We start from the raw sequence: 10,926 nt of genomic DNA, 5'->3' as shown, positions 1-10,926 counted from the left end.
AGGATGTCTTGGAGTGACAGACCTCTTCTACGGCAGCTCCGCTGCTTTGCCTACGGCTTTGACAAGCGGCCCCAGGCCTTAACTGAACGGCGTTGCGTCTAGTAGCCCAGCTGACGTTCGAGATTTGTCATGGCGGCGCTGCTTGTCGTCGCTGGTAGTGGCATCGTCGGGCGGTGTGCTGGTGGTGTCGTCGCCACTGCGACCAGTGCTGTCGGTGTCCGGGTGGGTGGGGCCGGCTGTGGTCGGCGACGGCGAGCAGGTGCGCGATCTCGTTGCGGGTCAGCCGGATCATCTGCGCGTTGTCGGGTGGTTCGGCTGCTCGGCGGCGGCGATGGTGAGGAAGGCGTGGGCGAGCATGACCAGCACGGTCCCACCGAGCCCAGGAGACGTAGCGGCGGACCTGGTGTTCATCTAGACCGGCAAGGCCTTTGCCTGTCTGGAGCGCCTCCTCGACCTTCCACCGGATCCCGGCGATGCCGATCAGCGTGTTCAACGACACCGGAGCCGGGGCCCAGCAGCGGTGGAACGCGGTCTCGCCGGTGGTCGGGCTGCGCCGGATGAGCAGGTAGCGCCGCCCGCGCTCCGGCGGTTCGGGCTCGTCCGGGCGCAGGTACGCCCACTGCGTCGAGCATCTGGGCGGCGGCGGGACGCTGGTGCTGGACGAGACCGGGGATGTGAAGAAGGCGTGCCCCACGCGCCGCGCGACGAGAACGACTGCATCACCGCCGGGGAGGCGTCCCCGGCCTGCTCAGCGATCGTCCAGCAGTTCTTACGCGGCAGTTCGGCAAGCAGCCCGCGCACCATCCGCTCGGCGGTCCGACGCGGCTCGACCCGGCCGAACCGGCCGGCCACCCGCCCCATCAACTCCCTGAACAACTTCTCGGCCCCGCCAGGGTCTAAAGGGTGGCCAACGGTCACCGCAGAACTCGTCGACGTCACAAACCACGATGAATGGCGGTGGCCGTCCCGTCTCGCCAGCCCTCGCACCGCACCAGCAACGAACATCGGCTGGACTACTAGGGGCCGGTGAGCCTGTCACCAGGGCACTGTTCCACCGTCGTCGAAGAATCCGCCGGTCGGTCCGTCGTCGGGCAGGGTCGCGAGGTGTATCGCGATCGCCGCGCCCTGGTGGGGAGTGCGGACGCCCTGGAAGCCGTTGAGGTCGGTGGCGGTGAAGCCGGGACAGCCGGAGTTGATCAGGATGTTGGTGTCGCTCAGTTCCTTGGCATATTGGACGGTGACGGCGTTGAGGAAGGTCTTGGACGCCAAGTACGCAGCGGGAATCGGGCCCATGTCGATGCCGGGCGTGGTCTGCAGGATGAGCGAGCCGACGCTGCTGGACATGTTCACGATCCGCGGCGATGCCGAGCCGCGCAGCATGGGCAGCATCGCGTTGGTGACGCGGATGACCCCGATCACGTTGGTTTCCACGACGACTCGTACGGTCGCGGGATCGACCGTGGTGGGCGTCTGCGGCATACCGCCGGTGATCGCGGCGTTGTTGACCAGGACGTCGAGCCCTCCGGCGCGGTCAGGCGTACGCCTCCCGCAAAAGCCGCGCCTACCTACGCAGACGTGGCATCCGCTGCACCATCCCGGATAAGGCCGACCAGGCCCGCAATCGAAGGAAACTCGGCTCCCACGGCGGCCGTCCGCCGAAGTTCGACCCGGAGGACCACAAGGCTCGGCACGCCGTCGAGTGCGGCATCAATCGCCTCAAAAGGCACCGCGCCGTGGCCACGAGGTACGACAAGCTGGCCGTCCGCTACGAGGCGACCGTCCTCGTCGCGGCCATCAATGAATGGCTGTGACCAGCGTCATCGAGAGTGACCCAGTAGCGGCGCTTGACGCCGGTTTCGGTGCGGCGCACATCTTCGAGGACGCCTCCGTTGTTTTCGATGGTGCGCGCCGAGCCGACGTTGCCATCGTCACAGGTGAGGAGGACCCGGTCCAGACCGAGCGCCGGCGCCTTGAGTAGAACCGCTCCCAGCGCCCACGAGGCCAGTCCGCGTCTCCTGGCAGAAGGCCGAACGCTGTAGCCGATATGTCCGCCGCCTTCCAGCAGAAAGGCGTTCAGATAGTGCCGAAGGTCGATGGCCCCGAGGTACGTCTCGCCGTCGACGATCCACCAGTGGGTGGCGTGGACGCGTCCTTCCCCGACAGGCAGCGACCGGTCCGCTTGCTGTCGCAGCCGCTCGACCCATGAGGCGAACCCTTCCGGGCTGTCGAGGTCATCGTCACCAGCCAGACGCAGGCCGGCCCCGTCCTGGTGAGCACCAGGCTGCCACTCGTCACGCGCCGTGAGCCACGAGGAATGCAGCAGCCCCGTGGGAGCGATCAGTTCAGCCATGCGAGGGACGATAACACCCACACTCGCTATGCGATCAGGCACTTTGCGGAGCAATACTCAAGGCCTTTGGATCGACGTCGGGTTGGACGCGGAGGGCGTACGTGCCTTCCCGATTGATCCCGCGATGGTCACCGAGTGGGCCCGCGTTGCAGCGCCTCCAGCCCGTCGAGGACGGCCTGGAGGCCGAACTGGAAAGTGTTGTCGGGTGCCGCGCCGTAGTCGGCGCCGTGGGTGTCCAGGCGGGCGCGCAGCCGGGGGAACTGTGCGGCAATCTCGCGGGCTTCGGCCTTGGCGTTGCCGATGACCTGTTCGGCGTTGCTGCTGCCTTCACGCCGCAGTTTGCGGGTGAGCGAGGCTGCCGCGGCTGGGCCGAGGGCGTTGCCGAGGACGAAGGTGAAAACGGCGGCTGCGGCCTGGTCGGCTGCGGCGCCGGTGAATCCCGCGGCCTCGTAGATGGCGAGGAGGTGGTCGTCATGGCGGGCCTTGCCGGGGCCGAACATGAGGAAGGAACCGAATGCCTGCAGCAGCCATGGGTGGCGGGTGAGCATCGCATGCAGGTCGGTGGCCATGGTGGTGGCTGCCGTGCGCCAGTCGACCAGGTCAGGGTCCGGCAGCGTGATCTCTTGCCACAGCTGGTCGCTGGCGAGGGCGATGAGGTTGTCCTTGCTGCCCACGTGCCAGTAGACCGCGGTGGCTGCCGAGCCCAGACGCTGGCCCAGTGCCCGCATGTTCAGGCCCTCCAGCCCTTCGGTGTCCAGTAGAGCGATAGCGGTGCTGAGGATCTGTTCGCGGGTCAGCGTGTCGCGGGCCATGGATTCATGGTAGCCGTCGACTTGCACGGTGTTCAAGAAACCTCTTGCACTGCGTTCAAGTCGTTCATTAACCTTCACTTGAACAGCGTGCAAGTCGACCCGACGGCCCGGTGGACACCTCCGGGGCGTGCGCGAACCACACTGGCCGAGAGGGAATTGAGATGTCACGCTTTGCGCTGAATGAGTTCGTCGCGGCGAAGGCCAAGGAGTTCGGCATCCCGGGTGCAGCGGTGGGGGTCTGGGGGGACGGACGGGAGCTGACCGCCTGTCACGGCGTGACGAGCATCGACAACCCGCTGCCCGTCGACCGGGACACGCTGTTCGTGCTGGGCTCGGTCACCAAGACCTACACGGCGACCGCGATCATGCGCCTGATCGAGGCGGGGCGGGTCGAGTTGGAGGCGCCGGTCCGCCGCTACGTTCCCGAACTCCGGCTCCCCGACGAGGGCGCGGCCGCACAAATCACCATCCTGAACCTGCTCAACCACACAGCCGGGCTGGACACCCGGATGGTTTTCGACAGCGGAGACGGAGATGACGCGCTGGCCGGTGAGGTGGCCAAGATGGCGGAGGTGGCGTTGATCGGTCCGGTCGGCGGCCGTGCCTCCTACAGCCAGCTCGGCTACAACCTGCTCGGCCGGGTCATCGAGAACGTCACCGGCCAGACCTACGAGGCCGCTGTCGCCTCACTCGTCATGGAGCAGGTCGGCCTGGCCAACAGCGTCTTCACCGCCGGACAGGCCATCACCCGCCGGTTCGCCGTGGGCCACAACCTCAGCGAAGGGGCGCTCAAGGTCGCCCGGACATGGAAAAACACGCGCGGCAACAACCCGGGCGGCGGCCTGGTGTCCTCGGTCTCCGACCAGTTGCGCTGGGCCCGGTTCCACCTCAGCGGCGGTGACCTGGCGCGGCGGATGCAGGAGCCGACGGTGGAACTGCACGGCTCCACGCTTGGTGACGCCGTCGGCCTCGGCTGGTTCCTGCGCGACGTGGACGGTGTGCGCACCGTCGGGCACGGCGGATCGGCCAATGGCCAGTTCGCCAACCTGCTGCTGGTTCCGGACCGGGACTTCGCCGTCGTGGCGGTGTCCAACGCCGGGCCCGATAGCGGGTTGAAGTTCAATCAGGCCGTGCTCCGCTGGGCGCTCGAGCACTACCTCGGCGTGGTCGAGCGTGACGCCGAGCCTCTCCCGTACGACCCGCAGCGCGCTCAGGAGATCATCGGGCACTACGCGAACGAATTCATGACGCTGATCATCGACACCGACGGTGCCGCGATGACGGTCGAATGCCGGATCAAGCCGAAGATCCGCAAGGCGTCCGAGAAGGAACTGCCGCCGGACCTGCCGCCGGCCGGGCTCGGCCTGCTCCCCGGAAGCGGCGACGAGTACATCGTCACCGGCGGCGGCTTGATCGGCCAGCGCGGTTTCCTCACCCGAGACGCCGACGGCGCCATCATCGGGGCGGACCTGGCCGGCCGGTTCTTCAGCCGGGTTCCGGCACCCGCCAAGTGACACCTGGAGCTCCCGGACAGCACCGCAGGCGCGGCTGGGGCAGACTCGTCCGGGTCCATAGCATTTGAGGATGGCGTGCAGGTCAGCCAGTTCGAAACAAGACCACCTCATTTCACCGCGATGGATCAACCACCACCTTGATCCACTTTCGGCACACGCCCTAGGCCTGCCGCGGAAGCCGACCCGCCGAACGGGCGGCAGACGGCCCCGCGAGCCGAGGGCCCGGCCGCCGGAGTGGGCAGCCGGGCCCCCGGCCGGTGCCCGGCGTCCTCGACACTCCGGGATCCCCGTCCCACCGGTTCGGTGATCACCAGCGCGCATAGTGGAACCGGAAAGGGGGGCCACCGGAGAGGAACGGGAAGGCGCAAGTGACCACACCGCCGATCGACTACCAGGCGCTGTTCGCCGCCACCCCCAGCCCGTACCTGGTCGTGGGCCCCGATCTCGAGATCCTCGACGTCAACTCGGCCTACTGCCGGGCGACCGGCCGCACCCGCGAAGACCTGATCGGCCAGTACCTCTTCGACGCGTTCCCCGACAACCCGGCGGACCCCAACGCCGACGGAGTGCGCAACCTCAGTGCCTCCCTGCACCGGGTCCTGCGCTCGAAGCAGCCGGACACGATGGCGGTGCAGAAGTACGACATCCCCGTCTCCGGCCATCCCGGAACATTCGAGGAACGGTGGTGGTCCCCGATCAACACGCCCGTGCTCGGCCGGGACGAACAGGTGGCATGGATCATCCACCGGGTGGAGGACGTCACCGAGTTCGTACTCTCCCGCACCGCCCGCGCGCAACCGGGTCAGGCGCTCGGCCAGCAGGAAGCCATGGAGGCCGAACTGTACGCGCGGGCGCGGGAGCTCCAACTGGTGAACGAGCAGCTGCGCAAGGCCCACGCCCGGGAACGGAAGGTCGCCGTCACCCTCCAGGAGGCCATGATGCAGTCGCCGGACCTGGCCCATCACCCGAACATCGCGGTGCGCTACCTGCCCGCGGCCAAGGGGCTCAATGTGTGCGGCGACTGGTACGACGTGGTCGACCTGCCCGACGACGGTGTCGCCGTCGCGGTGGGCGACGTGGTCGGGCACGGTCTGGAGGCCGCCGCCGCCATGGGCATGCTCCGCAGCGCGCTGTCCGCCGCCGTCCGCGCCCTGCACGAGCCGTCCAGGGCGATGGAGGTCCTGGGCCTGTACGCCCGCTCGGTCGAAGGGGCCCTGGCCACCACCGCGGTCAAAGCCGTCATCAACACCCGCCGCCGGCACATCACCTACAGCAGCGCCGGCCACCCTCCACCGGTCCTGGCCCGCACCGACGGCACCTTCGTCCTGCTCGACCAGGCCACCGACCCGCCCCTGGGAGCCCGCCCGCGTCATGTCCCGCGGCCGCAGGCCGCCGTCCCCTACAAACCCGGCGACACCCTCGTCCTCTACACCGACGGACTCATCGAACGCCGCGACGAGGACATCGACACCGGCCTGGACCGCCTCGCCCAAACCCTCGCCGACAACTCCCGGCTCGGCCCCGACCACTTGGCCGACGTGCTGCTCGCCCGCCTGGGCGTCAGCAGCGGCGGACACGACGACATCGCGTTGATCGTCGTCCGGCTGTAGTCCCCCGCGCTACTCGCCCCGCGAAGGCGCACAGGCACCGGACGCCTCGGAGTCCGCGCCCTGCGCGCACTCGTCGTCCGGCTGAAGACGCCCCGTCCTGTGCCCGGCCCACCCGGTACATGACATCGGAAGTTCGGGAAAGGGTCCGTCGGCAGGCTGACGGGCCCTCAACCGCGAACTCGGTCGACGAGCCGTCCCATCAACGCCTCACCGTCCCGTCAACGCCTCTGGGAGTCCTGACAGCCGTCGGGGTCAGCCGCAGTACAGCAGGCCCGCCTGCTGCTTGGCGGTCAGGATGCGGTGGACGCTCGCTTCCACCTCCGTGCGGAAGCCCGAGTTCTCCGCCATCCGGTTCTGTACGGCTTTCACCATGGCAGGGACCAGGTTCGGCTCGACCGTCAGGACCAGGTCTCCGCCGGCCGAAAGGAAGTTCAGGGCGCGGTTGGCCGGGGGCACGGTCTTCACCGCCACCGCGTTGCCGAGGTCGTCCGAGATCACCACGCCCTTGAAGCCCAGGGTCTTGCGGAGCAGGTCCTGGATCACGATGGAGGAGAAAACGGCCCGGCGCTTCGGGTCTATCTTGCTGTACGTGGCCAGGGAGACCATCACGAAGGGCGCGCCCGCCTTGATCCCCGAGCTGAACGGCATGATGCTCGAGCCCCTGCTCGTCGTCACCGAGTCCACCACGTTCGCCGTGGTGTCGGTGTTGCCGCGGACGTAGCCGAGACCCGGAAAGTGCTTGAGCGTGGCCAGTACCTTGGCCTGGGCGAAGCCTTCGGCGAACGCGTTGCTGTGGGAGGTCACCGTCGCGGCCGTATGGCCGAACTCCCGGTCGTAACGGCCGATCGGCGCGTTGTTCGTGCCCAGGCTGGACGGGACGACATCGGCGACGGGCGCGAGGTTGAGGTTCACGCCGGCGGCCTTGAGCTGCTTGGCCCACACGGCGGCCTCGCTGGTCAGCTTCGAGGTCGACCAGGTTCCCTGCACGAGCGCGGTCGGGATGGTCGAGAACCCAGGACCGGACAGCACCTGCACATGGCCGCCCTCCTGGTCGGTGGACACCAGCAGGCCCACGCGGTGCCCCGACACGGTGTCGGCCTTCGCCTGAAGACCGTCGACCAGGGCCTTGGTCGCCTTCGTACCCGCCGTACTCCGTCCGGCCAGGAAAACCGACCCGACGTGGTACTGGCGCAGCACCTGGATCCGGTTCTGGTCCGGCTTCGAGGCGGCGACGGCGCCCATGAAGAGCTGACCGACCCGCTGCGGTCCGGTCATGGCCCCGTAGACCTTGTCGACGCAGGTCGCGGCCGCGCTCCGAGCAGCCGGAGCGGGCGCTGCCGATGCGGCCGCCGCGTGGGAGGTGTGAGCGCCGCCGCCCAGACTCGCGGCCGCCAGCGAAAGCGTCAGCAGCGGGACGGGCCAGACCGCCCGCCTCCCCTTCAGGCCATGGTCCGGCGCCTGCCGCGATCTCATTCGGAGCCCCTTCCGGTACGCCGGTCGCAGACCGGGCGCCCCTTGCCCGGCCGTCGACGGCGGTCACGCAGCCAATACCACAAACGTACATCCATCCGACGGTGTGCGCCTCTGCTGTCGCGGATGTGTCGCCCTCGCCACCGAGATGTCGTGCGGGACACCCGGATGCGGGTATTCAGCAACGGCGGCTCGTGCCAACTCGGCCTGCAGCAGTACTGGTTGTATCAGCCGATGTTTCGTGGCGCCCTGGGGAGACGTGGCGATGCGCGGGCCGTCCACGTTCTCGTCGACCAGGCCGGCCGCGTACCCGGCGTCCGAACTTGCGGGGCCGGCCAGGAGGTGGTCGAGCGAGCCGGGTACGGACAGCCGGCGGTCGGGCTACTTCCTGGAGAACCCACCTGTGATGCACCCTTTTCGGGGGCAGGTTCGCCGGGACCTCGCCCGGGACGGAGCCGGGGAGGTTGTCCCCGACGGAGACGATCTCACCGGTCGCGGCCGCCCTGACCGGAACGGCGTTGGACCGGCCGTCCACCGATCGGAGGTCGACGGGTCGCCTCGCTGCCTCCAGGCGGGGGCAGGCGAGCACCCTCGGCGGGTACGTCAGGAGGGCGGGCAGCCGAACCAGCGCACCGTGTCGTTGTCGGAGATGTAGCCCATGCACCTGACGGTTCCGTCGTGCACGGTCTCCCTGCCGCCGACCCCGTCGTCCACAGAAGCGCCCTTGTAGTGGGTCAGTACGAGTGTGTCGACATCGATGGTGTACCAGCGACGCCCGTTGTCGGACATGTCGCAGCCGTGGCCGATCACGTCGGTGCCGGGCCCGTCGCTCCACATGTCGCGTTCGGCGCGGTCGCAGTGCGCCCGGTGGCCGTCGCCCGCGGCACCGGCCGTCCCGGCACCGGCACCCAGCAGGGCCGCCGCGCCCGTGGTCACCGCTGCGGCAGCGCCGAGCAGGCGCTTCAGAGTGAGGTTCATCGATTGGTCCTCCTGCCAGCCGTGGTGACGGCCGTGAGTGGCCACGCCACCTTGAAGTGATAGTCACACTTATTCCGGATGTCCGGCCTGGCAGCCGACAGCGCAGTCCCCCGACCCGGTGACGCCGGTCATGCCAATGCAGCAGGCGGCGGACCGTCCTGGTCCTTCACTTCGCCGCGTTGCGGGTGTCGTTGAGGCGTCGCGTCCGGGTACGGCCCGGGCCCGTCGCATCACGCGACGGGCCCGGTCTTCGTGGCCGAGGCGGGATTTGAACCCGCGACCTCTGGGTTATGAGCCCAGCGAGCTGCCTACCTGCTCCACCCGGCGGCCTTCACTGTAGGACGCCGGGCACGCGCCGAGCGAGCGATTTTCCGGGGCCCGCTTTCGCCCGCCGGACGGCAGGCTCACGGCGCTTGCGGTCTGCGTTTGCCGTGAGGACGGCGACATGCCGCGTTCGGCGTAATCAGGGGCGTTGGGCCGTTTGGCCGTCACGCTGTGCGTGTTGATCACGGTCCGGGTCTGGGAGCCGACTGGTGCACCGGTTGCGTGGGGTGCTGTCCGAGCGGGTTCTGCGGCGCCGGGGTGCGCGCGGGTGCCGGCCGGATCGCCCTCCGCCGTATCGACCGTATCGACCGTATCGGCCATATCCGTCCCATCCGGTGCATCCGATGCATCCGCCGCACCCTGATCCGGACCGGCACCGGGTCCACCGAATCCCCGGGGGCCTCGACCGGCACCTGACGCGCTGAACCCCGGCAACTCAGCGACCCAAGCGACCCAAGCGCCGAACCGTCGCCGCTTCGCCTCACCGCCCACCGCCCACCGCCCACCACCGACCCTGACTTGCCTACGCCTTGACGATCCGTTCCCTATGCGTTCAACCACCCGTGTGTGCCCACGTTGCGTGCAGTCTCTAAGGTCCCTGGAGTTTCGACGGAAGGGACTCATGGACAGACTCCTCGCAGTCCGGGCTCGTGAAATCACCAAGTGTTTCGGCGATGTCGTCGCACTCGACGGTGTCGATCTGGATGTGCCGCAGGGTCAGATCCACGGCCTGGTCGGGCCGAACGGCGCCGGCAAGACGACACTGCTCGGTCTTCTGCTCGGCCTGGCCGTCGCCGACAGCGGCCGCCTCCAGATCCTCGGTTCGCAAGTGGGGCGGGCGCTCACCGCTCCCGACGGGGTCGCCGGCTTCGTGGACGGACCCGGTCTCTACCCCTCGCTCACCGCCCGGCAGAACCTCGCCGCGCTCGCCACGCTGTGCGGACGCGACGCGCGGACCGCGGAAGTCGACGAGGTGCTCGGGCAGGTCGGGCTCACCGATGTCGCCGACGACCGGGTCCGCGGCTTCTCCCTCGGTATGCGCCAGCGGCTCGGGCTCGCCGCGGCCCTGCTGACCAAGCCACGGCTGCTGGTGCTCGACGAACCGTCGAACGGCCTGGATCCGGCCGGGAAAAGACACGTGCACGGTGTGCTGACGCGGCTCGCGGCGCACGGGACCGGCGTCGTGCTCTCCAGCCATCGCATGGACGACCTCGAGGCGCTGTGTTCCGAGGTCACCATCCTGGCCACCGGACGGGTCGTCTTCTCCGGCCCGCTGGGCAAGCTGGCCGCCGAGAACCGTGAACTGGACTACCGGTTGCTGACCTCCGACCCACGGGCCGCCCGGCGACTGGCTGCCGACACGGCCGGGATCCGCGTCGTCGACGACGTCGACGGCATGGCTCGGCGCGACGCCGAGGTGCTCGTCGTAAGCGCGCTGGTGCCCGCCCTCGACGAACTGGTGGTCCAACTGGTGCACGCCGGTGTGGCGGTGCGCGAGCTCGCACCCGTGCTGTCGCCGCTCGAGGCCGCGTTCCTCGCCCTCACCCAGCGGAAGGAAGCCGAGCGATGACCGCGACCGAGACCGAGCCCGCGACCGCCGTGGTCGACAACGTTGCCGCCGCCCGTCCCGTCCCGGTTCCGCGCATCTACCGCTTCGAGCTGGTCAAGCTGGTCTCGCAGTGGCGGATCCGCCTGCTGGTTCTCGCCTGCTGGATCGCGCCGGCGCTCTTCGTCGCCGCGGTGAGCCGGCAGAGCACGCTCCCCGTCGACACCCTCTTCGGCCGCTGGATGCACGCCACGGGGTGGGCCGGACCACTGGTGATGCTCGGCTTCGCGGGCACCTGGGCGCTTCCGCTGCTGACCTCGGT

Annotated in this window: 10 protein-coding genes, 1 tRNA gene and 2 pseudogenes; 6 read left to right on the top strand and 7 right to left on the bottom strand. The window is 69.0% G+C overall.

Annotated elements, in window-relative coordinates; genetic code table 11:
- Positions 1 to 288 precede the first annotated feature (288 nt).
- The gene (locus ACFW2E_RS30245; RefSeq protein WP_384470251.1) at positions 289 to 411 is read right to left on the bottom strand and encodes a hypothetical protein; all 123 of its coding nucleotides are present in this window, start codon (positions 409 to 411) and stop codon (positions 289 to 291) included.
- Positions 412 to 428: 17 nt separating this feature from the next.
- On the opposite strand from ACFW2E_RS30245, the gene ACFW2E_RS30240 reads away from it, so the two are divergent.
- Positions 429 to 569, top strand: a complete 141-nt coding sequence (locus ACFW2E_RS30240) for a hypothetical protein (RefSeq protein ID WP_384470250.1) — start codon at positions 429 to 431, stop codon at positions 567 to 569.
- 466 nt (positions 570 to 1,035) lie between these two features.
- On the opposite strand, the pseudogene ACFW2E_RS30235 reads toward ACFW2E_RS30240, so the two are convergent.
- Positions 1,036 to 1,533 (bottom strand): annotated as a pseudogene (locus ACFW2E_RS30235) (SDR family NAD(P)-dependent oxidoreductase); the annotation flags it as partial.
- Positions 1,534 to 1,580: 47 nt separating this feature from the next.
- Between ACFW2E_RS30235 and ACFW2E_RS30230 the strand changes: the two are divergent.
- On the top strand, positions 1,581 to 1,811 hold the full coding sequence (locus ACFW2E_RS30230) for a hypothetical protein (protein ID WP_384470252.1): 231 nt from the start codon (positions 1,581 to 1,583) through the stop codon (positions 1,809 to 1,811).
- Here ACFW2E_RS30230 and ACFW2E_RS30225 read toward each other — a convergent pair.
- On the bottom strand, positions 1,766 to 2,350 hold the full coding sequence (locus ACFW2E_RS30225; protein ID WP_384470249.1) for a GNAT family N-acetyltransferase: 585 nt from the start codon (positions 2,348 to 2,350) through the stop codon (positions 1,766 to 1,768). The genes ACFW2E_RS30230 and ACFW2E_RS30225 overlap by 46 nt on opposite strands.
- Before the next feature lie 128 nt (positions 2,351 to 2,478).
- Positions 2,479 to 3,162, bottom strand: a complete 684-nt coding sequence (locus ACFW2E_RS30220; protein WP_384470248.1) for a TetR/AcrR family transcriptional regulator — start codon at positions 3,160 to 3,162, stop codon at positions 2,479 to 2,481.
- Between the two features lie 161 nt (positions 3,163 to 3,323).
- Between ACFW2E_RS30220 and ACFW2E_RS30215 the strand changes: the two genes are divergently transcribed.
- Together ACFW2E_RS30215 and ACFW2E_RS30210 are read left to right on the top strand one after the other, a co-directional pair.
- Positions 3,324 to 4,676, top strand: coding sequence for a serine hydrolase domain-containing protein (locus tag ACFW2E_RS30215; RefSeq protein ID WP_384470247.1), 1,353 nt, complete (start codon positions 3,324 to 3,326; stop codon positions 4,674 to 4,676).
- Positions 4,677 to 5,044: 368 nt separating this feature from the next.
- Complete coding sequence (locus tag ACFW2E_RS30210; RefSeq protein WP_384470246.1) at positions 5,045 to 6,286, top strand: SpoIIE family protein phosphatase; 1,242 nt, start codon at positions 5,045 to 5,047, stop codon at positions 6,284 to 6,286.
- Between the two features lie 252 nt (positions 6,287 to 6,538).
- Here ACFW2E_RS30210 and ACFW2E_RS30205 read toward each other — a convergent pair whose 3' ends face one another.
- The 3 genes from ACFW2E_RS30205 to ACFW2E_RS30195 form a co-directional block, all read right to left on the bottom strand.
- Positions 6,539 to 7,759, bottom strand: a complete 1,221-nt coding sequence (locus ACFW2E_RS30205) for a glycoside hydrolase family 3 N-terminal domain-containing protein (RefSeq protein WP_384470245.1) — start codon at positions 7,757 to 7,759, stop codon at positions 6,539 to 6,541.
- 600 nt (positions 7,760 to 8,359) lie between these two features.
- Positions 8,360 to 8,734, bottom strand: a complete 375-nt coding sequence (locus ACFW2E_RS30200; protein ID WP_384470244.1) for a hypothetical protein — start codon at positions 8,732 to 8,734, stop codon at positions 8,360 to 8,362.
- Positions 8,735 to 8,987: 253 nt separating this feature from the next.
- Positions 8,988 to 9,061: transfer RNA gene (locus ACFW2E_RS30195), tRNA-Met, on the bottom strand.
- A 619-nt stretch (positions 9,062 to 9,680) separates the two neighbouring features.
- Between ACFW2E_RS30195 and ACFW2E_RS30190 the strand changes: the two genes are divergently transcribed.
- Positions 9,681 to 10,628 (top strand): ABC transporter ATP-binding protein, encoded by a 948-nt coding sequence (locus tag ACFW2E_RS30190; protein ID WP_384470243.1) that lies wholly within the window; start codon positions 9,681 to 9,683, stop codon positions 10,626 to 10,628.
- Positions 10,625 to 10,926, top strand: a pseudogene (locus ACFW2E_RS30185) (ABC transporter permease); the annotation flags it as partial. The gene ACFW2E_RS30190 and the pseudogene ACFW2E_RS30185, both read left to right, overlap by 4 nt.

It is taken from the genome of Streptomyces sp. NPDC058964 (assembly GCF_042741275.1).
In the GTDB taxonomy this organism is placed as follows: domain Bacteria; phylum Actinomycetota; class Actinomycetes; order Streptomycetales; family Streptomycetaceae; genus Streptomyces.
This window is presented reverse-complemented; position numbering and strand designations above follow the sequence as displayed.

Excerpts from the sequence above, each read along its gene's own strand:
- ACFW2E_RS30220 (WP_384470248.1), bottom strand. The coding sequence starts at position 3,162 with ATGGCCCGCGACACGCTGACCCGCGAACAGATCCTCAGCACCGCTATC.
- ACFW2E_RS30215 (WP_384470247.1), top strand. The coding sequence starts at position 3,324 with ATGTCACGCTTTGCGCTGAATGAGTTCGTCGCGGCGAAGGCCAAGGAG.
- ACFW2E_RS30225 (WP_384470249.1), bottom strand. The coding sequence starts at position 2,350 with ATGGCTGAACTGATCGCTCCCACGGGGCTGCTGCATTCCTCGTGGCTC.
- ACFW2E_RS30190 (WP_384470243.1), top strand. The coding sequence starts at position 9,681 with ATGGACAGACTCCTCGCAGTCCGGGCTCGTGAAATCACCAAGTGTTTC.
- ACFW2E_RS30245 (WP_384470251.1), bottom strand. The coding sequence starts at position 411 with ATGAACACCAGGTCCGCCGCTACGTCTCCTGGGCTCGGTGGGACCGTG.
- ACFW2E_RS30200 (WP_384470244.1), bottom strand. The coding sequence starts at position 8,734 with ATGAACCTCACTCTGAAGCGCCTGCTCGGCGCTGCCGCAGCGGTGACC.
- ACFW2E_RS30205 (WP_384470245.1), bottom strand. The coding sequence starts at position 7,759 with ATGAGATCGCGGCAGGCGCCGGACCATGGCCTGAAGGGGAGGCGGGCG.